Source organism: Enterobacter cloacae complex sp. EB5 (assembly GCF_031432835.1).
Lineage (GTDB): Bacteria > Pseudomonadota > Gammaproteobacteria > Enterobacterales > Enterobacteriaceae > Enterobacter > Enterobacter hormaechei_C.
On sequence record NZ_CP133860.1, the window covers coordinates 525,527 to 547,259 of the forward strand.

Here is a 21,733-nt window from a genome sequence, read left to right on the forward strand (position 1 = left end):
GTTGTAAGTTATAACCGCGAGAATGCATTGCCCTGACGCGGTGGTGCGACAAAATGACCGGGACCCACCTCACGCAGCGCCACGCGCTCCAGGGTTTCGCCCCGTTTACGAATATTGCTCGGCATTTCGTCCTGCAACAGCACGCGCTGGGCGTGACGATGCTCAGGATCGGCAACCGGTACGGCGGCCATCAGCTTGCGGGTGTACGGGTGCTGTGGGTTTTCAAACACCGCCCGACGGGGGCCGATTTCAACAATTTGCCCCATGTACATCACCGCCACGCGATGGCTGATCCGCTCCACCACCGCCATATCGTGGGAGATAAACAGAAACGCAATGCCCAAATCCCGCTGTAAATCGAGCAGGAGATTGATGATTTGCGCGCGGATAGAAACATCCAGCGCTGACACGGACTCATCCGCAATCACCACTTTCGGATTGAGGGCCAATGCCCGGGCAATGCAGATACGCTGTCGCTGACCGCCAGAAAATTCGTGCGGATAGCGCCAGGCATGCTCCGGCTTCAGGCCCACGCGCTCCAGCAGCCACGCGACGCGGCGCTGCGCGGCTTCACCGTCGAGCAGGTTATGCACCCGCAACGGCTCCATAATCGAGTACCCCACCGTATGGCGCGGATCGAGCGACGCATAAGGATCCTGGAATATAAACTGAATATCCCGGCGCACCGCCTGCAATTTACTGTTAGGGAGCGTGTCGATGCGCTCACCGTTGAAGGTAATGCTCCCCTCCTGCGACGCCACCAGCCTGAGCAGCGCCCGCCCGGTGGTGGATTTACCGCAGCCGGACTCCCCCACCAGCGCCAGCGTTTCGCCCGGCCAGAGATCAAAACTGACGTTTTCAACCGCATGCACTTCGCGCTTTACGCGATTAAGTATCCCGCTACGCAGCGGGAAACGGGTCACCAGGTCACGCACTTCGAGGATTGGCCTGCCGGGAACCACCGTATCCTGCTCGGTTTCGTCTTCCTGCTGGCCCTGTTCGGTCTGTGAGATCAGCGGAAAACGGCGCGGAAAATCACTGCCATTCATGGCCCCCAGACGCGGGACCGCCGCCAGCAGCGCTTTGGTATAAGGATGCACCGGCGCATGAAAGACCTGCTCCACCGTGCCGGTTTCCACGGCATTGCCCTGATGCATAACCAGCACCCGATCGGCAATATCCGCCACCACCCCCATATCGTGGGTGATGAAAATCACCCCCATCTCCATCTCCTGCTGCAACACCTTAATCAGTTGCAGGATCTGGGCCTGAATAGTGACATCCAGCGCCGTGGTGGGTTCGTCCGCAATGAGCACCGCCGGACGGCACGACAGCGCCATCGCAATCATCACCCGCTGGCGCATGCCGCCGGAAAGCTGATGCGGATAGCGGGACAAAATCGCGTGAGCCTCAGGGATACGTACCAGCTCCAGCATCCGTTTTGCTTCATTGAGCGCCTCATCACCGCTCAGTCCCTGATGCAGGCGGATAGATTCGGCAATCTGCTCGCCCACCGGAAAAACCGGGTTGAGGGAGGTCATCGGCTCCTGAAAAATCATCGCGATATCAGCTCCGCGCACCCCCTGCATCTGGGACGCGCTCAGCTCGTTGAGATCGATAACCTGACGGTTGCGACGGCGCAACAGCATCCGCTCGCTGGTGACCTGCCCGCCCGTCTGCTCAAGCAGACGCATCAGCGCCAGCGCGGTAACGGATTTACCGGAACCGGACTCGCCAACAATCGCCAGCGTCTCGCCGCGCCTGAGCGAAAACGATAAATTCTGTACTGCGGGGATGAACTGCCGCTCTTCCTGAAACGCAATATTCAGTTGGTGGACAGCCAGCACTTCGCAGTTGTCCAGCTCTTCACGGTGCGGCACGCAATGCCCCCTTATTCACGATAAATGCCTGTGCTGGGCGCATCGCCGGCATACCCCCACGCCCGGTACATCCCTTCACTGTTGAACGGCAGAGCCACGTTGCCCTCCCGATCCACCGCAATTAAGCCGCCAATCCCGCCCAGCGCCGGCAGTTTCTCCATCACTACCCGCTCGCAGGCCTCACTCAGGCTTAATCCGCCGTAATCCATTAGCGCGGTAATGTCGTAGGCCGCCAGCGCGCGGATAAACACTTCGCCGGTGCCGGTGCATGACACCGCCGCCGTGGCGTTATTGGCGTAACACCCGGCCCCCGGCAGCGGGCTGTCGCCGACGCGACCGGGAAGCTTGTTGGTCATGCCGCCTGTCGACGTCGCGGCGGCGAGGTTACCGGCTTTATCCAGCGCCACCGCGCCTACCGTGCCCATTTTGCTGCGTTCATCGAGCGGCGCGGCATGGTCCAGCTGCGTCATCCCCGCTGTACGGGCCTCGAGCAGTTGCCGGTAACGCTCCTCGGTGGAAAAAAGATCGGGCGAGACCGTGTCCATCCCGTGCTCGACGGCAAATTTTTCCGCCCCCGCCCCGGCCAGCAGCACATGCGGGCTTTGTTCCATCACCAGACGCGCGGCCAGCACCGGATTACGCAGACGGCTAACGCCCGCTACCGCGCCCGCTTTCAGGGTGATGCCGTCCATCACGCAGGCATCCAGCTCGTGCGTTTCATCGCGCGTAAAGACCGAGCCAATACCGGCATTGAACAGCGGACACTCCTCCAGCAAACGTACCGCTTCGGTCACCACGTCCAGCGCGCTGTCGCCCGCTTCCAGCATGCGCTGGCCTGTTTCCACAATGGCGTTCAGCGCATCAATATAACGCTTCTCCTGCTCGGGACTGAGCTGTGCACGGGTGATTGCCCCGGCACCGCCATGAATTGCGATAACCGCTTTACTCATTTCGCATCACCCATCAGCCTGGCTGGCTGCTTTTTCTATAAATATCATTATCGTCGACGAATCTTCAGATGATTTTTGAATATAGAAAGACGCAACTGTGATGTAAAGCGTACACCCATCGGGTCATACAGTTAGCCGCACTTTTCTGCCATAATGAGCGCTTTCGTTGTTACTCCGCAGGAGCCCACCATGGATTTTACCGCCGGACTGATGCCGCTTGAGACGGCACTCTCGCAGATGCTTGACCGCATTACTCCACTGCACGACGTTGAGACGCTGCCGCTTGTGCGCTGTTTTGGCCGTATTGCCGCGCGCGATATCGTCTCGCCGCTGAACGTGCCGGGGTTCGATAACGCGGCGATGGACGGCTATGCCGTACGTCTGGCGGATCTGCAAACGGGTCAGCCGCTGCCGGTAGCAGGTAAAGCGTTTGCCGGGCAGCCGTTCAACGGTGAGTGGCCAGCGGGCACCTGCGTGCGCATTATGACCGGCGCACCGGTGCCAAAGGGCTGTGAAGCCGTGGTGATGCAGGAAGAGACCGAACAAACGGACGACGGCGTGCGCTTTACCGCCAGCGTCAAAGCGGGACAGAATATCCGCCATATCGGGGAAGGCATTACCCTGGGCGCAACGGTCTTTGCCGCCGGGCAAAAACTGACGGTCGCCGAACTGCCGGTGCTGGCATCACTTGGCATCGCGGAGATTGACGTGGTCCGCAAAGTGCGCGTGGCGGTATTCTCCACGGGAGACGAGCTACAGCTTCCGGGTCAGCCGCTGAACGAGGGGCAGATTTACGACACCAACCGTCTGGCGGTACACCTGATGCTTGAGCAGCTGGGCTGCGAGGTGATTAACCTCGGTATCATTCCTGACGATCCGCAGAAACTGCGCGCGGCGTTTATCGACGCTGACGCCTCTGCCGACGTGGTGATCAGCTCCGGCGGCGTTTCGGTTGGCGAAGCGGATTACACCAAAACCCTGCTTGAAGAGCTGGGTGAAATCGCCTTCTGGAAGCTGGCGATTAAACCGGGCAAACCGTTCGCGTTTGGCAAACTTCCGCACAGCTGGTTCTGTGGCCTGCCGGGTAACCCGGTCTCTGCCGCGCTGACCTTCTACCAGCTGGTGATCCCGCTGCTGGCGAAGCTTTCAGGCAACAATGCCAGCCCGCTGCCGGAACGTGTGCGCGTGCGGGCGGCAACGCGCCTCAAAAAATCACCGGGCCGTCTCGATTTCCAGCGCGGCATTCTGGCGCGCAACGCCGACGGCGAGCTGGAGGTGAGCACCACCGGGCATCAGGGTTCACACATCTTTAGCTCCTTCAGTCAGGGTAACTGCTTTATCGTGCTGGAGCGCGATCGCGGCCACGTTGAGGCGGGTGAATGGGTTGAAGTGGAACGCTTTAACCACCTGTTCGGAGGCTGACATGACGGTGGAACTGAGCGACCCGGAGATGATGCGCTACAACCGCCAGATCGTGCTGCGCGGGTTTGATTTCGAGGGTCAGGAGGCGCTCAAGGCGGCCAGCGTGCTGGTTGTTGGCCTGGGCGGGCTGGGCTGCGCGGCGGCGCAATACCTGGCTGCGGCGGGCGTCGGCAGCATGACGCTGCTGGATTTCGACACCGTGTCGGTGTCCAACCTGCAACGCCAGACGCTGCACAGCGACGCGACGGTCGGTCAGCCTAAAGTGGAATCAGCACGCACAGCGCTGGCGCGCATTAACCCCAACGTTCAGTTCACCCTGATTGACGCGATGCTGGATGACGACGCGCTGTTTGCGCAGATTGCACGGCATGACCTGGTGCTGGACTGCACCGATAACGTCGGCATTCGCAACCAGCTCAATGCGGGCTGCTTTGCCCGTAAAACGCCGCTGATTTCCGGCGCGGCCATCCGCATGGAGGGGCAAATCAGCGTTTTTACCTACGCTGAAGGAGAGCCCTGCTACCGCTGCCTGAGCCGTCTGTTTGGCGAGAATGCGCTGACCTGCGTCGAGGCGGGCGTGATGGCGCCGCTGGTTGGCGTGATCGGTTCCTTGCAGGCGATGGAGGCGATCAAAGTGCTGGCGCACTACGGCACGCCCGCAGCGGGTAAAATCGTGATGTATGACGCGATGACCTGCCAGTTTCGCGAGATGAATCTGATGCGTAATCCCGGGTGTGAGGTGTGTAGTCAGTAAAAAGTCGGGTGGCGGCTTCGCCTTACCCGACCTACAACGGCTCGAACGGCGCCACCCGGCAACAGCAATGCGAATGTAGGCCGGGTAAGCGTTAGCGCCACCCGGCAACAGCGATGCAAACGTAGGCCGGGTAAGCGTCAGCGCCACCCGGCAACAGCGATGCAAACACAGGCCGGGTAAGCATCAGCGCCACCCGGCAACAGCGTCAAATAGACGTCCGCCCAAACGCCCCCTGCCAGTCCTGCTCAAACTTCACAATTGCCGCATCCACCGCCGGAGAGGTAATAAACTGCTGCGCCACGTCCAGCGGCAGCGTGATGGACTCGCACCCTGCCAGCAGGCAGTCCAGCGCCTGGCGCGGGGTTTTAAAGCTCGCCGCCAGCACTTTTGACTGCGGGGCATGCAGGGTCAGCAGCTGTTGCAGCTCGACCACCGTCTGGATCCCGTCCCCGCCCTGTGCGTCCACGCGATTTACATAAGGGGCCACATACTCAGCCCCCGCCAGTGCGGAGAGCATCCCCTGTGCTGCGCCATACACCGCCGTACCCAGCGTCGGGATCCCTTCTGCTTTCAGCATTTTGATCGCCGCCAGCCCTTCAGCGGTCACGGGCACTTTCACCACCAGGTCATTGATTATCGCGCGCAGCTTACGTGCGTCTTCCACCATCCCTTCGGCGGTCTTCGCCATCACCTGAGCGAACAGCCGGCCCTTGCCGCCCAGCGCGTCGTGCAGCGCGGGCAGCAGCTCTTCCAGAGGCGTTTTACCCGCCGCCACAATGCTTGGGTTAGTGGTCACGCCCGCCAGCGGAAAGCTACGCGCCAGCTTTTTGACTGCCGCAACGTCAGATGTGTCGAGATAAAGTTCCATGATGTCACCCTCAAAATTAGCCTGCACTTACCCTATCACAGCAAAACCTGCTCAGGAATTGACCCATATCAAGATACCTTTCATTCGAAAGTAATTTAATCTTCATATGTAATTCGAGGGCAAGAAAATGATCTTCAATATACAGCGTTACTCCACCCACGACGGCCCCGGTATTCGAACCGTGGTATTCCTGAAAGGCTGCTCGCTGGGCTGCCGCTGGTGTCAGAACCCGGAAAGCCGCTCCCGCACGCGGGACGTCCTGTTTGATGCCCGTCTGTGCCTGGACGGCTGTGACCTGTGTCAGCAGGCAGCGCCGGGGTGTGTTGAACGCGCGCTGAACGGGCTGGTCATTCATCGTGAGAAGCTTAACGACGAGACGCTCACTGCCCTTACCGACAGCTGCCCAACGCAGGCGCTTACCGTCTGCGGTGAAGAGAAGCAGGTGGAGGAGATTATGGCCACCGTGCTGCGCGACAAGCCCTTCTACGACCGCAGCGGCGGCGGAATCACCCTCTCCGGCGGCGAGCCGTTCATGAACCCGGCACTGGCACATGCCCTGTTTAAAGCCAGCCATGAACAAGGCATTCATACCGCCGTTGAAACCTGCCTTCACGTGCCCTGGCATTATATCGAGCCGTCACTGCCGTATGTCGATCTATTCCTGGCGGACCTGAAACATGTGGACAGTGACGTATTTAAACAGTGGACCGATGGCTCAGCCAGACGGATCCTGGACAACCTGAAACGCCTCGCCGCTGCCGGGAAAAAAATCACCATCCGCGTGCCGCTGATCCAGGGCTTCAACGCCGATGAAGCGTCAGTTACCGCCATTACCAATTTCGCCGCCGACGAACTCGGCGTTCACGATATTCATTTTCTGCCGTATCACACGCTGGGCATGAACAAATACACCCTGCTCGGCCAACCCTACTCTGCCCCTGACAAACCGCTGGATAACCCTGCCCTGCTGGACTTCGCGCAGCAGTATGCCTGCCAGAAAGGGTTAACAGCGACCTTACGAGGATAAACTTATGACCACCCTGAATCTCAACACCCTCAGCGAGCGCATCAAGGCGCACAAAACGGCGCTGGTGCATATCGTTAAGCCGCCGGTCTGTACCGAGCGCGCGCAGCATTACACCGAAATGTATCAGCAGCACATGGACAAGCCGATCCCGGTCCGTCGCGCCCTGGCCCTCGCCCACCACCTGGCAAAACGTACTATCTGGATCAAGCATGACGAGCTGATTATCGGTAACCAGGCCAGCGAAGTGCGCGCCGCACCGATCTTCCCGGAATACACCGTCTCGTGGATTGAGAAAGAGATTGACGATCTGGCGGACCGTCCGGGTGCGGGCTTCGCGGTCAGCGAAGAGAACAAGCGCGTGCTGCATGCGATCTGCCCGTGGTGGCGCGGCCAGACGGTGCAGGATCGCTGCTACGGTATGTTTACCGACGAGCAGAAAGGCCTGCTGGAAACCGGCATCATCAAAGCGGAAGGCAACATGACCTCCGGTGACGCACACCTGGCGGTGAATTTCCCGCTGGTGCTGGAAAAAGGGCTCGACGGCCTGCGCGCGAAAGTGGCCGAGCGCCGCTCGCGCATCAACCTCACGGTGCTGGACGATCTGCACGGCGATCAGTTCCTGAAAGCCATTGATATCGTGCTGGAAGCCGTAAGCCTGCACATCAAACGCTTCGCCGACCTGGCGCGTGAAATGGCCGCCAGCGAAACCCGCGACAGCCGCCGCGACGAGCTGCTGGCCATGGCGGAAAACTGCGACATCATCGCCCACCAACCGCCAAAAACCTTCTGGCAGGCGCTACAGCTGTGCTACTTCATTCAGCTGATCCTGCAAATTGAGTCCAACGGTCACTCCGTCTCCTTTGCCCGTATGGACCAGTACCTTTACCCGTACTACCGCCGCGACGTGGAGCTGGACCAGAGCCTGGATCGCGAGCACGCCATTGAGCTGCTGCACAGCTGCTGGCTGAAGCTGCTGGAAGTGAACAAAATCCGCTCCGGCTCGCACTCCAAAGCCTCTGCGGGCAGCCCGCTGTATCAGAACGTCACCATCGGCGGCCAGAAGCTGGTCAACGGTGAGCCGATGGACGCGGTCAACCCGCTCTCTTACGCGATTCTGGAGTCCTGCGGTCGCCTGCGCTCCACCCAGCCAAACCTGAGCGTGCGCTACCACGCGGGCATGAGCAACGACTTCCTCGACGCCTGCGTGCAGGTGATCCGCTGCGGCTTCGGGATGCCGGCGTTTAACAACGATGAAATCGTCATCCCGGAATTTATCAAGCTCGGCGTGGAACGGGACGATGCTTATGACTATGCGGCGATTGGCTGCATCGAAACCGCCGTCGGCGGCAAGTGGGGCTATCGCTGCACCGGCATGAGCTTCATCAACTTCGCCCGCGTGATGCTGGCGGCGCTGGAAGGCGGTCGCGACGCCACCAGCGGCCAGGTATTCCTGCCGCAGGAAAAAGCGCTTTCTGCCGGTAACTTCGGCAATTTCGATGAGGTCATGGCGGCGTGGGATAGCCAGATCCGCTACTACACCCGCAAATCCATTGAGATCGAGTACGTGGTGGACACCATGCTGGAAGAGAACGTCCACGATATTCTCTGCTCGGCGCTGGTGGACGACTGCATTGAACGCGCGAAAAGCATTAAGCAGGGCGGCGCGAAGTATGACTGGGTTTCCGGCCTACAGGTGGGGATCGCCAACCTTGGCAACAGCCTGGCGGCGGTGAAGAAGCTGGTGTTTGACCAGGGCGTTATCGGTCAGCAACAGCTGGCGGCGGCGCTGGCGGATGACTTCGAGGGGCTGACCCACGAGCAGCTGCGCCAGCGCCTGATCAACGGCGCGCCGAAGTACGGCAACGACGACGACAGCGTGGATCTGCTGCTGACCCGTGCTTATCAGACCTACATTGAAGAGCTGAAGCAGTACCATAACCCACGCTACGGCCGCGGCCCGATTGGAGGTAACTACTACGCGGGCACGTCGTCTATCTCCGCAAACGTGCCGTTTGGCGCAGCAACCATGGCAACGCCGGACGGCCGTAAAGCCCACACCCCGCTGGCGGAAGGGGCAAGCCCGGCCTCCGGTACCGACCACCTCGGCCCGACGGCGGTGATTGGCTCCGTGGGTAAACTGCCGACGGATGCGATTCTCGGCGGCGTGCTGCTAAACCAGAAGCTGAACCCGTCGACGCTGGAAAACGACAGCGATCGCCAGAAGCTGATGGTGCTGCTGCGCACCTTCTTCGAGGTGCATAAAGGCTGGCATATTCAGTACAACATCGTCTCCCGCGAAACGCTGCTGGAAGCGAAGAAACACCCGGATCAGTATCGTGACCTGGTGGTGCGCGTGGCGGGTTACTCGGCGTTCTTCACCGCCCTGTCGCCGGATGCGCAGGACGATATTATCGCCCGTACTGAGCATACGCTGTAAAAAAACGCCCGGTGGCGCTGCGCTTACCGGGCCTACATTGTTCCCCCGTAGGCCGGGTAAGGCGAAGCCGCCACCCGGCTTTCTGACTTTCATTCGAAATTAAATTTGTGCTCCCCGTCACCTTGTTATTAGAATGTTTCAAAACGTAGTGACCCAGGAGCACAGTATGACCGTAAAAGTTATCGTCACCGATATGGACGGAACTTTCCTTGATGATGCCAAGCAGTACGATCGTGACCGCTTCCAGGCACAGTTTGAGCAGCTTAAAGCCCGTAACATCGAATTTGTTGTCGCCAGCGGCAACCAGTATTACCAGCTCATCTCCTTTTTCCCGGAGCTGAAAGATCAGATCTCCTTCGTCGCGGAAAACGGCGCGCTGGTCTTCGATCACGGCGAACAGATTTTCCACGGCGAACTGACGCGTCATGAGTCGCAGATCGTCATTGGCGAGTTGCTGAAAGACAAAGGGCTGAACTTTGTGGCCTGCGGGCTGGAGAGCGCGTACGTCAGCGATAAAGCCCCGGACGCGTTCGTGGCGCTGATGTCAAAGCACTACCACCGCTTAAAGCGCATCAGCGATTACCGCGACATTGACGACGTGCTGTTTAAATTCTCCCTGAACCTGCCGGACAGCGATATCCCGAATCTGGTTGATAAACTGCATGTCTCCCTGGACGGCATCATGAAGCCGGTCACCAGCGGCTTCGGTTTTGTCGATTTGATTATCCCCGGCCTGCACAAAGCCAACGGCATCAGCCGCCTGCTGAAACGCTGGAAAACCTCCCCGCAGGAGTGCGTCGGCATTGGCGACAGCGGCAACGATGCGGAAATGCTGAAGCTGGTGAAATACTCCTTTGCGATGGGCAACGCGGCGGACAGCATTAAAGCGGTCAGCCGTTACACTACCGACGATAACAACCATCAGGGCGCGCTGAACGTGATTCAGGCCGTGCTCGACGCGCACTCCCCGTTCGACGCCTGATCCCCCTACCTGCCGGAGCCTCGCTCCGGCCCCCTCACTCTTTTCCCATCCTGTGGCACCCGTCAAGGTTTTAAACTTGCATTAACTTTTTTTTAACTTAAAGTATCACTTGTAGACACTTTTACTTTCGAATGAAAGATGCGAGGCAGTTATGACCTTTACCAGCGAAACGTTGCCAGCGGACCATAAAGCGGCAATCCGTCAGATGAAACGTGAATTACGCGCGCAGATCGGCGATGTGCAGGCGGTGTTCGACCGGCTCAGCGATAAAATCGCCACCCGCGTGGCGGAAATCAACGCCCTCAAAAACAAAGGCGAAACCGTCTGGCCAGTGATCCCCTTTGCCGACGTGAAAAACGGCACGATTACCGACACACAGCGCGAAGCGGTTAAACGTCGCGGCTGCGCGGTGATCAAAGGCCACTTCCCGCGCGAGCAGGCGTTGGCGTGGGATCAGTCGATGCTCGACTACCTCGATCTGAATAAGTTTGACGAGGTGTACAAAGGACCCGGCGATAACTTCTTCGGCACCTTAACGGCCTCTCGTCCGGAGATTTACCCGATCTACTGGTCTCAGGCGCAAATGCAGGCGCGCCAGAGTGAAGAGATGGCGCAGGTACAGTCGTTCCTGAACCGTTTATGGACATTTGAGAGCAACGGCAAGCAGTGGTTTGACCCGGACGTGAGCGTGATTTACCCGGACCGCATCCGCCGCCGCCCGCCAGGAACAACCTCGAAAGGACTTGGCGCACACACCGATTCCGGCGCGCTGGAGCGCTGGCTGCTGCCCGCTTATCAGCAGGTCTTTGCCCGCGTATTTGACGGCAACGTTGAGAAATACGATCCGTGGAACGCTGCGCACCGTACCGAGGTGGAAGAGTACACCGTGGATAACACCACCAAATGCTCGGTGTTCCGCACCTTCCAGGGCTGGACGGCGCTGTCGGACATGATCCCCGGACAGGGCTTGCTGCACGTGGTGCCGATCCCGGAGGCAATGGCCTATATTCTGCTGCGTCCGCTGCTGGACGACGTGCCGGAAGACGAGCTGTGCGGCGTGGCGCCGGGGCGCGTGCTGCCGATTTCTGAGAAGTGGCACCCGCTGCTGATCGAAGCGTTAACCAGCATTCCGGCGCTGGAAGCCGGTGACTCCGTGTGGTGGCACTGCGATGTGATCCACTCCGTCGCGCCGGTGGAAAATCAGCAGGGCTGGGGTAACGTGATGTATATTCCTGCCGCGCCGATGTGCGAGAAGAATCTCGCCTATGCGAAAAAGGTCAAGGAAGCGCTGGAAACCGGCGCGTCACCGGGTGATTTCCCGCGCGAGGATTATGAGAAAAGCTGGCAGGACCGCTTTACCGTGAACGATCTCAACATCCACGGCAGGCGGGCGCTGGGCATGGCTTAACTGTCGTACAGCCCTTCCCGCTCCACGGCGGTGCGTCGTTTCCCCTGACGTATCCGCCGTACCGACTCCCGTACGGTCAGCGTGCCGTTTAGCAGCAACGTTCCCACCGGCGCATCCGGGCGCATCAGCCGCTGCTGGAGCATATGCACCGCTTCCGTTCCCAGCTCATCACGCGGAACATGTACCGCGGTTAAGGGCACATCCTGAATCGCCGCGAGATTAAAGCCGTCGATGCTCATCACCGAGACATCCTGCGGCACGCGCAGACCGTGTTTTTGCAGCGCGCTGATGGTCCCCGCCGCCATAAAATCGCCGCCAACCAGGAACGCCGTTGGCAGGTCTTTCCCTTTCTGCTGGTGAAGCCACTCGCTTACCAGCTGCTCCGTCTCTCTGGCGCTGAAGCTGGACACCATCAGCAGGTCGCGCCTGTCGCTGAACCTGAGGTTATGACCGTGCCACGCGTCGCGGATCCCGGACAGGCGCAGCTCCATGGTGTAGCGACGCAGGCACAGCACGTTCATCACCTCCCGGTGCCCCATCTCGAACAGGTACTCCGCCGCCCGCTCGCCAATCGCGCGATGATCCGGCGCGACGGCGGGCAGGCGCATGTGGCGGTCCCGGCAGTTAATCAGCATGCAGGGTTTCCCCACGTCCACCGCCAGATCGTGGATATGCGGATCGTCGATACCGAGGAGGATTGCCGCCTGGGTGTCCGTTTCGTTCATGCGGGCCAGAAACAGCTGGGCATCGCTGTCGTTCTCCTCCAGCGCACAGTAGCGCAGACGCACCTCGTGCGAGGCCAGCCCTTTGCTCACGCTCTGGATGACGCGGTAGTAAAAGATGTCGGACCGCTCGTCAAACGCCCGCTGCGGGGCAAACACCACCAGGCTGTTAAGCAGCAGACGCCCCGCCGCCATGCCGTCCATTACCCCCAGCTCCCGCGCGCACGCCAGCACCTTTGCCCGCGCTTTTTCGCTGGTGTTTGCCTTCCCCGCCAGCACGCGAGAAACGGTGCTGATGGAGAGCTGCGTCCGGGCGGCGATTTCGGTGATTTTAAGCCTTTTGTCCATTTTGTGATCTGGCTCCGGATGTGAAATGAAAAAATTTTCACAACATGATTATCAGGTAATAACTTGCGAGAAGGCCATAATGCCGAAAATTGAACCTCGGTTATGAGAAAGTTTGCACAAAATCCACTATTCCCTGCCCAATTTCTTTCTTAAGGTGAACCTGTCACACAACTTCCATACTAGTTGTATAGCAGCTTAGCACTCTAAAACAGATAACTTTCAAACGCCTGACGCTGTGTGACACCTGAACCTTTGTCCCCTTACCGTCCGTCTTGTGGAGAAGAAAATGAGTCAGGACATCAATAACACCGTTGCGACAAGCAAAACACGTCGCGTCATCAGGAACCTGCGCTGGTACGTACTGGTGCTGTTTCTTCTCGGCGTAACCGTTAACTACATCACCCGTAACTCGTTAGGTATTCTCGCCCCTGAGCTGAAAGAGAGCCTCGGGATCACCACCGAGCAGTACTCCTGGATCGTCGGCGCGTTCCAGATCGCCTACACCATTTTCCAGCCCCTGTGCGGCTGGCTGATTGACGTTATCGGCCTGAAAATCGGCTTTATGGTCTGCGCCGGGATCTGGGCGCTAATGTGTATCTTCCACGCGGGTGCCGGAAGCTGGCTGCACCTGGCGATTCTGCGCTTCTTTATGGGGGCGTCCGAAGCGGCCGCCACGCCAGCGAACGCCAAAACCATCGGCGAATGGTTTCCGAAATCAGAGCGCCCTGTTGCCGCAGGCTGGGCGGGGGTAGGCTTCTCCATTGGGGCCATGCTGGCCCCGCCTATCATCTACTTTGCTCACGCGTCGTTCGGCTGGCAGGGTGCGTTTATGTTTACCGGCGTGCTGGCGCTGCTGTGGGTGATCCTGTGGTGGGCGTTTTATCACAACCCGGAACAGCACCCGAACCTGAGCCGCGATGAGCTGGCGTTTATCAAGCAGGATAACGAACCTGCGCCGGTCAAACTGCCCTTCCTGACCGCGCTGAAAACCGTCTCGAAGAACAAACGCTTCTACGGTATCGCCATCCCTGCCTTTATGGCGGAACCGGCCTGGGCCGTACTGAGCTTCTGGGTGCCGCTGTACCTCGCCAAAGAGCACGGCATGGACCTGAAGCAGATTGCGATGTTCGCCTGGCTGCCGTTCCTGGCCGCCGACCTCGGCAGCGTGGCGAGCGGCTACCTGACGCGTCTGTACACCCGTCTGTTCGGCTGCTCCCGCGTCAACTCGGTCGTCGCCAGCTCCGTCACCGGCGCGTTTCTGATGATTTCTCTGGCTGTCGTCGCCGTGACCCGCGACCCGTATATCACCATCGTGCTGATCTCCATCGGCGGCTTCGGGCACCAGATCATCTCCTGCATGCTGAGCGCCCTGGTGGTGGAGTCGTTCGACAAAGGCCAGATGGCGACCGTCAACGGCATGCGCGGCTCGGCGGCGTGGATCGCCAGCTTCCTGTTCTCCCTTTTGATTGGGGTGACCGCCGACAAAATCGGCTTCAACCCGCTCTTTATCGCCATGGGCTTCTTTGACCTGCTTGGCGCTGTTTTCCTGGTGGCATTTATTGCTGAACGTCGCGCCAAGCGCGCCTGATAGTGGATGTATTGCATATGAAAACCCTGAAAAACTGGACCGTCGATACGCAGTCGGCGAATCATCTGGAACTGCTGGTGGATAAGCAGCACCGCCTGTGCCTGTATGTGCTGGAAGAGAATCTGTTCCGCGTGCTGATCAAACGTAAAGGCGAGCTGGCGCTGAACCGCACCTGGAGCATCGCGCCGGAACAAGATGTGCCGTGGGAAGGCCGCCGTCGCGACGATGTCAGCGGCTTCACCTGCCCGGCCTGGACGCTGACGCAGCAGGACGACACGTTAACCGTAGCGACCGAACAGCTGCGCGTCACCGTCCACCAGCCGCTGTGGCTGGAGTGGCACTACCGCAATGAGGCGGGCGAGTGGCAGCCGCTGGTCAATGACCGCCCGACCAGCGCCTACCTGCTGAACGCCCACGGCGACGGCGTGGCGCACTATCTCAGCCGCCTTAAGGATGAACGTTTTTACGGTCTGGGTGAGAAAGCGGGCGATTTACAGCGCAACGGCAAACGTTATGAGATGCGTAACCTGGACGCGATGGGCTATAACGCGGCCAGCACCGATCCGCTGTACAAGCACATCCCGTTCACCCTCACCCGTCGCGATGACGTGAGCTACGGTCTGTTCTACGATAACCTGAGCAGCTGCTGGCTGGATCTGGGTAACGAGATCGACAACTATCACACCGCCTACCGCCGCTGGCAGGCGGAAGCGGGCGATATTGATTACTACATCTTTACCGGCAAGCGTGCGCTGGACGTGACCAAAGCCTTCGTACGCCTGACGGGGAAAACGCTGTTCGGACCGAAATGGAGCCTGGGCTACAGCGGCTCGACCATGCACTACACCGACGCGCCGGACGCGCAAAACCAGCTGATGAACTTCATCCGCCTGTGCGATGAGCATGCCATTCCGTGCGACTCGTTCCAGCTCTCCTCCGGCTATACCTCGATTAACGGCAAGCGCTACGTCTTTAACTGGAACTACGACAAAGTGCCACAGCCGAAGGTGATGAGCCAGGCGTTCCACGACGCGGGGCTGCGGCTTGCGGCCAACATCAAGCCGTGTCTGTTGCAGGATCATCCCCGCTACAGCGAAGTGGCGGAACGCGGCCTGTTCATTCGTGATTCAGAAACCGATGCGCCTGAACGTTCCAGCTTCTGGGATGACGAAGGATCGCATCTCGACTTCACCAACCCGCAGACGGTGCAGTGGTGGCAGAACGGCGTGACCACGCAGCTGCTGGAGATGGGCATCGACTCCACCTGGAACGACAACAACGAGTATGAAGTGTGGGACGGGGAAGCGCGCTGCTATGGCTTCGGCCAGGAGATCGCCATCAAGCACATTCGCCCGGTGATGCCGCTGCTGATGATGCGCGCCTCGCTGGAAGCGCAGCAGCGCTTTGCGCCGGAGAAACGTCCGTATCTGATCTCCCGCTCCGGCTGCGCCGGGATGCAGCGCTACGTTCAGACCTGGAGCGGCGACAACCGCACCAACTGGGACACCCTGCGCTACAACATCCGCATGGGGCTGGGCATGAGCCTGTCCGGACTGTTCAACGTCGGTCACGACGTCGGCGGTTTCTCCGGCGACAAGCCGGATGCCGAGCTGTTCGTGCGCTGGGTACAGAACGGCGTGATGCACCCGCGCTTTACCATCCATTCGTGGAACGATGACCATACCGTGAACGAGCCGTGGATGTACCCGGGCGTCACGCCTGCGATTCGCAGCGCCATTGAACTGCGCTACCGCCTGCTGCCGTATCTCTACACCCTGCTCTGGCAGGCGCACGCCGACGACGAGCCGATGCTGCGCCCGACCTTCCTCGATCATGAGCACGATGCACAGAGCTTTGAAGAGTGCGACGACTTCCTGCTGGGCCGTGACCTGCTGGTGGCCAGCGTCGTCGAAGCCGGGCAGCGCGAGCGCCGCGTCTGGCTGCCGGATAACGAAACCGGCTGGTACGATTTTTACACCCACGCGTGGTATGCGGGCGGGCAAGCGATCGTCCTTGATGCGCCGCTGGAAAAGCTGCCGCTGCTGGTGCGCGCCGGGGCCGGTTTGCCGCTCAGCGAACGCATCCGTCACGTGAGCGCCGATAAAGACGATACCCGTGAGCTGAAACTGTTCCCGGTGAAAGGCGTCGGCACCACCGCCGGGCTGCTGTTTGAGGATGACGGCGAAAGCTGGGGCTACCAGAACGGCAATGCGCTGTGGGTGGAATGGGAGATGGTGTGCGATGGCGCAAGTATCAACCTGAAGGTGAATGCGCGCGGTGATTATCGTCCGGCATGGAAGGCGCTGAAGGTGTCATTACCGGCGGGGGAAAAACGTACGCTGCGGGTGAACGGGGCTGAAGGGGGCGAGTGGGTGCTCTGAACAATGCCGGGTGGCGGCGTCGCCTTACCCGGCCTACAAACTGATCCGTAGGCCCGGTAAGCGAAGCGCCACCGGGCTTTTTTTAACTCTCGATACCTTTACTGCGCAGGTAATCTTCGTAGTTACCGGTGAAGTCCACCACGCGCTCTGGCGTAATTTCGATCACGCGGGTCGCCAGCGAGCTGACGAACTCACGGTCGTGAGAGACGAAGATCAGGGTGCCCTGATACATCTCCAGCGCCATGTTCAGCGACTCAATAGATTCCATATCCAGGTGGTTGGTCGGTTCGTCCATCACCAGAATATTCGGTTTTTCCATCATCAGCTTGCCGAACAGCATACGGCCCTTTTCACCACCGGAGAGCACTTTGGCGGGCTTTTTGATATCGTCCTGGCTGAACAGCAGACGCCCCAGAATGCTGCGTACCGCCTGCTCGTCGTCGCCTTCCTGCTTCCACTGGCTCATCCAGTCGAAGACGGTCAGATCGTTTTCGAACTCATATTCATGGTCCTGCGCGTAGTAACCAATCTGCGCGTTTTCAGACCATTTCACGGTACCGTTGTCCGGTTGCAGTTCACCCACCAGGGTTTTCAGCATAGTGGATTTACCCACGCCGTTGGCGCCGAGGATGGCAATCTTCTCGCCCACTTCCAGCAGCAGGTTGAAGTTTTTGAACAGCGGGCCTTCATCGAAGCCTTTGGTGAGGGCTTCCACTTCCAGCGCGTTACGGAACAGCTTCTTGTCCTGCTCGAAGCGGATGAACGGGTTCTGACGGCTGGAGGCTTTAACCTCTTCCAGCTTGATTTTGTCGATCTGACGGGCACGCGACGTTGCCTGGCGCGATTTAGAGGCGTTGGCGCTGAAGCGGCTGACGAAGGATTGCAGGTCCGCAATCTGCGCTTTCTTCTTGGCGTTGTCGGCAAGCAGACGTTCACGCGCCTGGGTTGCCGCCGTCATGTACTCATCGTAGTTGCCCGGATAAACGCGCAGCTCGCCGTAGTCCAGATCCGCCATGTGGGTACACACCATGTTCAGGAAGTGACGGTCGTGCGAGATGATGATCATGGTGCTGTCGCGATCGTTCAGCGTCTGCTCCAGCCAGCGGATGGTGTCGATGTCCAGGTTGTTCGTCGGTTCGTCGAGCAGCAGGATGTCCGGGTTAGAGAACAGCGCCTGCGCCAGCAGCACACGCAGCTTCCAGCCTGGCGCGACTTCGCTCATCGGGCCGTAATGCTGTTCAACCGGAATACCCACGCCCAGCAGCAGTTCGCCCGCACGCGCTTCCGCAGAGTAGCCGTCCATTTCGCCGTATTGCGTTTCCAGGTCGGCCACTTTGTAACCGTCTTCTTCGCTCATCTCAGCGAGACCGTAGATACGATCGCGCTCCTGCTTCACTTCCCACAGCTCCGCGTGCCCCATGATCACGGTGTCGAGCACGGTGAACTCTTCGAAGGCGAACTGATCCTGACGCAGCTTACCGATGCGCTCGTTAGGGTCGAGCGACACGTTACCGAGCGTTGGCTCCAGGTCACCGCCGAGGATCTTCATAAAGGTGGATTTTCCGCTACCGTTGGCACCAATCAGGCCGTAACGGTTGCCGCCGCCAAATTTGACGGAAATGTTTTCGAACAGCGGCTTACTGCCAAACTGCATAGTGACGTTGCTGGTAACTAACACGGAGAGATTCCTGCGAAAAGTGTGATAAACGCGGCATTATGCCACAATTCCGAATTGAGATCCCGTGTTGCGGTAATCCACTAAACTTTAACAAAATCGAAAAAAATGTGATTTCGTACACATCTGAATTCCCAGTTAACGGGAATGCACATATAATGCGCTCCCATTACCGATTCAGACTTATCAACTCATCGCCAGAATGGCTTAGATACCTCGCATAACATGAACATGAAATTAACAACGCTTTTTGCGGCGGCGTTAGCCGTAGTAGGTTTTTGTAAGACCGCGTCTGCGGTGACGTATCCCCTGCCGACAGACGGAAGCCGTCTGGTGGGTGAAAACCAGGTGGTGACGGTGCCGGAAGGTAACACTCAGCCGCTGGAATACTTCGCGGCGCAGTATCAGCTCGGCCTGTCTAACATGCTGGAAGCGAACCCGGGCGTTGACCCGTATCTGCCGAAAGCGGGTACCGTACTCAACATTCCACAGCAGCTGATCCTGCCGGATACCGTGCACGAAGGTATCGTGATTAACAGCGCCGAAATGCGTCTGTATTACTACCCGAAAGGCACCAACACCGTGATCGTGCTGCCTATCGGTATCGGTCAGTTGGGTAAAGACACCCCGCTGAACTGGACCACCAAAGTGGAGCGTAAGAAAGCGGGCCCAACCTGGACGCCGACCGCCAAAATGCACGCTGAGTACATTGCTGCCGGCGAACCGCTGCCGGCCGTTGTGCCTGCTGGCCCGGATAACCCGATGGGTCTGTACGCGCTGTACATTGGTCGTCTGTATGCCATCCACGGTACTAACGCCAACTTCGGTATCGGCCTGCGCGTAAGCCACGGCTGCGTGCGTCTGCGTAATGAAGACATCAAATTCCTGTTCGATAACGTGCCGGTCGGTACGCGCGTGCAGTTCATTAACGAACCGGTGAAAGCGACGTCAGAGCCGGACGGCAGCCGTTACATTGAAGTGCATAACCCGCTGTCCACCAGCGAAGATCAGATCAACAACAACGAAATCGTACCGATTAAGCTGACCAGCGCGGTGCAGTCCGTCACCTCTCAGGCGGATGTTGACACGACCATCGTTGACCAGGCGATTCAGAACCGTTCCGGTATGCCGGTGCGTCTGAACTAATCGTGATTATTTAAAAAGCGGGCCGCGAGGCCCGCTTTTTTTATCCGTTATTCACGATAACGATGCCGCCATGGTCATAGCGATAGTGACAATGGGCGTACTCCAGCGGCGTACCATCTTCCAGATAGATCACCTGCTCTACCTCCAGCACCGGGTCGGTTGGCTCGCAGACAAGGTGCTGCATATCCAGCGCACTGGGCTTCAGCGCCCGCACCACCCGATACGATCCCATGATCTTCAGCCCCAGCGTCTCCTGCACATAGCGGAATACCGAACTTTCAAGATGGGTTTTGTTCAGGCCGGGGACCAGATTGAGCGGCATTACCGTGGCGTCCAGAGACATCGGCTCACCGTTCAGTAAACGCAGACGGATAAAGTCATAGATCGGCGTATCCGGATTTATCATCAGCGATGCCTGCTCTTTCTCGTTCGGGAAGCGCAGTTCGAAGTGCACCACCTGGCTCGTCACCGTGCCTAAATGTTCCCAGGTTTTGGTCGCCCCGAAGTAGTCGCTGCCGGAGAGATCCCACTGGGAAAGCTGGAGGAAATTTTTGCGGATAAACGTGCCCTGCCCCTGTCGGGTGTAGACCAGCCCTTCTACGATCAGCTGACGCATCGCCTGCTGAATGGTCATCCGGCTGGTGCTAAACTCCGCCGCCAGCGCGAACTGGTCCGGCAGCGGTTCATTGGCGGCGTATTGCTGGGTAATAATACGTTTCTTGATTTCCCGCGCTATGGTGATGTACTTCGCCGCCATCGTCCTTCCTTACCGTTAGTTTTCTATCCCGCTGTTTTTCAACGCCACTCGCTCGGCAATCTTGAGGAAAGGCAGGTAGAAGAATACACCAAATACGATGATTGCCAACTGCACCACCACCGCCCGCCAGTCCCCCGCCGTCGCCAGCCAGGCGCTGAGGATCGGCGGGGTCGTCCACGGGATCATCACCACGCAGCGCGACATGAGCCCCAGCGTGGTACAGAGCCACGCAAAGTAAATCCCGATAGCGGGCAGCAGCACGAACGGGATCATCAGCGGCAGGTTAAAGACTATCGGCAGGCCGAAAATCACCGGCTCGTTGATGTTAAACAGACCCGGCGCCAGCGACAGACGCGCCACCTGCTTCGCTGATTTCTGTCTTGAGAAGATGAAGATAGCGATCAGCAATGAGATTGTGCTGCCCGTCCCGCCCACCATGCCAAAGGTCGGCACAAAGATGTTGTTGATGATGTGCGGGATGGGCTGGCCGTTGGCGAAGGCCAGCATATTCTCATTGGTATTGATCAGCAGGAACGGTTCCAGCACCACGCTGTTGACCACCGACTGATGAATACCGAGCGTGAACAGGAAGTTACCGAAGCTGTAGATGAAGATCGTCCCGGGCAGGCTGGTGTTGATCAGCCGCAGCGGCTGCTGAATAAAGGTGGTAATAAGATGGATCAGATCCGTGTGCAGCACGTTCGCCAGTATGGCCGCCAGCACCGCAAACAGGGAGAGCGTGAGGATCGTCGGGATCAGCGCGGTAAAGGATTTGCTCACCGCTGGCGGTACGTTCTCCCCCAGCGAAATGTGCAGCGCCTTCAGCCGTGAAATGGCGATAAACAGCTCGGTTGAGAGCAGCCCAATCAGCACCCCGGCGAAAATCCCGGTAGAGCCGATATTAGCGAACGTCAGCACCTGGGTGACGTTCACCATGGCGTCGCTGCCGACGGGGGTAATCTGTAAGCGCATCGGCATCATGATGATGAAACTGCTGACGGCGATAACCACTGCCGAGACCGGATTGTCGAAATCTTTGTTGCGCGCCAGCGACCAGGCGATCATCGGCGCCAGCAGCAGCGCGGCGATGTTCAGCGTGCCGTTGATAATCGCCTCGCCCCACACCTTAAACTGCGTAAGCGTGTCGCCCGCAAAAATCCACGGGAACACCACGTTATTCACCAGCACCGCCAGACCGGCAAGGATGAAAATCGGCATTACCGTGGCGAAGGCATCGCGCAGGGATCGCAGGTGCACCTGGTTTGCCAGGCGCGCCGAGAACTCTACAAATTTATCGACAAAAGACTGCATGTGCGGTGTTATTTTTGTTTCAGACATAGCGGAGTGTTCCCATCAATCAGTCACAAAAACGGCCCGGCAGCGTACGG

The 21,733-nt window shown here is 58.9% G+C and carries 16 protein-coding genes; 9 read left to right on the top strand and 7 right to left on the bottom strand.

The window, feature by feature from the left end; genetic code table 11:
* Nucleotides 1-8: 8 nt before the first annotated feature.
* Entirely contained in the window at nt 9-1,880 is a 1,872-nt protein-coding gene (gene gsiA / locus RHN82_RS02610; RefSeq protein ID WP_023303356.1) for a glutathione ABC transporter ATP-binding protein GsiA, read from the bottom strand.
* Between the two features lie 11 nt (nt 1,881-1,891).
* Nucleotides 1,892-2,830, bottom strand: coding sequence for a beta-aspartyl-peptidase (iaaA, locus tag RHN82_RS02615; protein ID WP_047053144.1), 939 nt, complete (start codon nt 2,828-2,830; stop codon nt 1,892-1,894).
* Between the two features lie 189 nt (nt 2,831-3,019).
* On the opposite strand from iaaA, the gene moeA reads away from it, so the two are divergent.
* Complete coding sequence (moeA, locus tag RHN82_RS02620; protein ID WP_047053142.1) at nt 3,020-4,252, top strand: molybdopterin molybdotransferase MoeA; 1,233 nt, start codon at nt 3,020-3,022, stop codon at nt 4,250-4,252.
* A 1-nt stretch (nt 4,253) separates the two neighbouring features.
* A complete protein-coding gene (gene moeB / locus RHN82_RS02625) occupies nt 4,254-5,006 on the top strand; it encodes a molybdopterin-synthase adenylyltransferase MoeB (protein ID WP_047053140.1) in 753 nt (250 codons plus the stop codon).
* Between the two features lie 205 nt (nt 5,007-5,211).
* Here moeB and fsa read toward each other — a convergent pair whose 3' ends face one another.
* Entirely contained in the window at nt 5,212-5,874 is a 663-nt protein-coding gene (gene fsa / locus RHN82_RS02630) for a fructose-6-phosphate aldolase (RefSeq protein WP_047053138.1), read from the bottom strand.
* A 127-nt stretch (nt 5,875-6,001) separates the two neighbouring features.
* Between fsa and RHN82_RS02635 the strand changes: the two genes are divergently transcribed.
* From RHN82_RS02635 to RHN82_RS02650, 4 genes are all read left to right on the top strand, one after another.
* Nucleotides 6,002-6,901, top strand: coding sequence for a glycyl-radical enzyme activating protein (locus RHN82_RS02635; protein ID WP_047053136.1), 900 nt, complete (start codon nt 6,002-6,004; stop codon nt 6,899-6,901).
* A 4-nt stretch (nt 6,902-6,905) separates the two neighbouring features.
* Nucleotides 6,906-9,338: a formate C-acetyltransferase/glycerol dehydratase family glycyl radical enzyme gene (locus RHN82_RS02640; protein ID WP_047053134.1), complete on the top strand. Its 2,433-nt coding sequence runs from the start codon at nt 6,906-6,908 to the stop codon at nt 9,336-9,338.
* A gap of 166 nt (nt 9,339-9,504) precedes the next feature.
* Nucleotides 9,505-10,320 (top strand): Cof-type HAD-IIB family hydrolase, encoded by an 816-nt coding sequence (locus RHN82_RS02645; RefSeq protein WP_047053132.1) that lies wholly within the window; start codon nt 9,505-9,507, stop codon nt 10,318-10,320.
* 151 nt (nt 10,321-10,471) lie between these two features.
* Entirely contained in the window at nt 10,472-11,728 is a 1,257-nt protein-coding gene (locus RHN82_RS02650; RefSeq protein WP_047053130.1) for a DUF1479 domain-containing protein, read from the top strand.
* On the opposite strand, the gene RHN82_RS02655 is transcribed toward RHN82_RS02650, so the two are convergent.
* A complete protein-coding gene (locus RHN82_RS02655) occupies nt 11,725-12,798 on the bottom strand; it encodes a LacI family DNA-binding transcriptional regulator (RefSeq protein WP_047053128.1) in 1,074 nt (357 codons plus the stop codon). The genes RHN82_RS02650 and RHN82_RS02655 overlap by 4 nt on opposite strands.
* Nucleotides 12,799-13,084: 286 nt before the next feature.
* On the opposite strand from RHN82_RS02655, the gene RHN82_RS02660 reads away from it, so the two are divergent.
* Entirely contained in the window at nt 13,085-14,386 is a 1,302-nt protein-coding gene (locus RHN82_RS02660) for an MFS transporter (protein WP_047053126.1), read from the top strand.
* Between the two features lie 17 nt (nt 14,387-14,403).
* Nucleotides 14,404-16,767, top strand: coding sequence for a TIM-barrel domain-containing protein (locus RHN82_RS02665; RefSeq protein WP_047053125.1), 2,364 nt, complete (start codon nt 14,404-14,406; stop codon nt 16,765-16,767).
* 82 nt (nt 16,768-16,849) lie between these two features.
* Here RHN82_RS02665 and RHN82_RS02670 read toward each other — a convergent pair whose 3' ends face one another.
* Nucleotides 16,850-18,445, bottom strand: coding sequence for an ABC-F family ATPase (locus RHN82_RS02670; RefSeq protein ID WP_003858434.1), 1,596 nt, complete (start codon nt 18,443-18,445; stop codon nt 16,850-16,852).
* 222 nt (nt 18,446-18,667) lie between these two features.
* Between RHN82_RS02670 and ldtB the strand changes: the two genes are divergently transcribed.
* Nucleotides 18,668-19,588, top strand: a complete 921-nt coding sequence (gene ldtB / locus RHN82_RS02675) for a L,D-transpeptidase (protein ID WP_003858435.1) — start codon at nt 18,668-18,670, stop codon at nt 19,586-19,588.
* Between the two features lie 40 nt (nt 19,589-19,628).
* Here ldtB and RHN82_RS02680 read toward each other — a convergent pair whose 3' ends face one another.
* Both RHN82_RS02680 and RHN82_RS02685 read right to left on the bottom strand, forming a co-directional pair.
* Nucleotides 19,629-20,345, bottom strand: a complete 717-nt coding sequence (locus RHN82_RS02680) for a GntR family transcriptional regulator (RefSeq protein ID WP_015571043.1) — start codon at nt 20,343-20,345, stop codon at nt 19,629-19,631.
* Between the two features lie 15 nt (nt 20,346-20,360).
* Nucleotides 20,361-21,683, bottom strand: coding sequence for a PTS sugar transporter subunit IIC (locus RHN82_RS02685; RefSeq protein WP_047053123.1), 1,323 nt, complete (start codon nt 21,681-21,683; stop codon nt 20,361-20,363).
* Nucleotides 21,684-21,733 lie beyond the last annotated feature (50 nt).

Excerpts from the sequence above, each read along its gene's own strand:
- RHN82_RS02640 (WP_047053134.1), top strand. The coding sequence starts at position 6,906 with ATGACCACCCTGAATCTCAACACCCTCAGCGAGCGCATCAAGGCGCAC.
- RHN82_RS02645 (WP_047053132.1), top strand. The coding sequence starts at position 9,505 with ATGACCGTAAAAGTTATCGTCACCGATATGGACGGAACTTTCCTTGAT.
- RHN82_RS02680 (WP_015571043.1), bottom strand. The coding sequence starts at position 20,345 with ATGGCGGCGAAGTACATCACCATAGCGCGGGAAATCAAGAAACGTATT.
- ldtB (WP_003858435.1), top strand. The coding sequence starts at position 18,668 with ATGAACATGAAATTAACAACGCTTTTTGCGGCGGCGTTAGCCGTAGTA.
- RHN82_RS02650 (WP_047053130.1), top strand. The coding sequence starts at position 10,472 with ATGACCTTTACCAGCGAAACGTTGCCAGCGGACCATAAAGCGGCAATC.
- RHN82_RS02665 (WP_047053125.1), top strand. The coding sequence starts at position 14,404 with ATGAAAACCCTGAAAAACTGGACCGTCGATACGCAGTCGGCGAATCAT.
- RHN82_RS02660 (WP_047053126.1), top strand. The coding sequence starts at position 13,085 with ATGAGTCAGGACATCAATAACACCGTTGCGACAAGCAAAACACGTCGC.
- RHN82_RS02685 (WP_047053123.1), bottom strand. The coding sequence starts at position 21,683 with ATGTCTGAAACAAAAATAACACCGCACATGCAGTCTTTTGTCGATAAA.
- moeA (WP_047053142.1), top strand. The coding sequence starts at position 3,020 with ATGGATTTTACCGCCGGACTGATGCCGCTTGAGACGGCACTCTCGCAG.
- iaaA (WP_047053144.1), bottom strand. The coding sequence starts at position 2,830 with ATGAGTAAAGCGGTTATCGCAATTCATGGCGGTGCCGGGGCAATCACC.
- fsa (WP_047053138.1), bottom strand. The coding sequence starts at position 5,874 with ATGGAACTTTATCTCGACACATCTGACGTTGCGGCAGTCAAAAAGCTG.
- moeB (WP_047053140.1), top strand. The coding sequence starts at position 4,254 with ATGACGGTGGAACTGAGCGACCCGGAGATGATGCGCTACAACCGCCAG.
- RHN82_RS02655 (WP_047053128.1), bottom strand. The coding sequence starts at position 12,798 with ATGGACAAAAGGCTTAAAATCACCGAAATCGCCGCCCGGACGCAGCTC.
- RHN82_RS02635 (WP_047053136.1), top strand. The coding sequence starts at position 6,002 with ATGATCTTCAATATACAGCGTTACTCCACCCACGACGGCCCCGGTATT.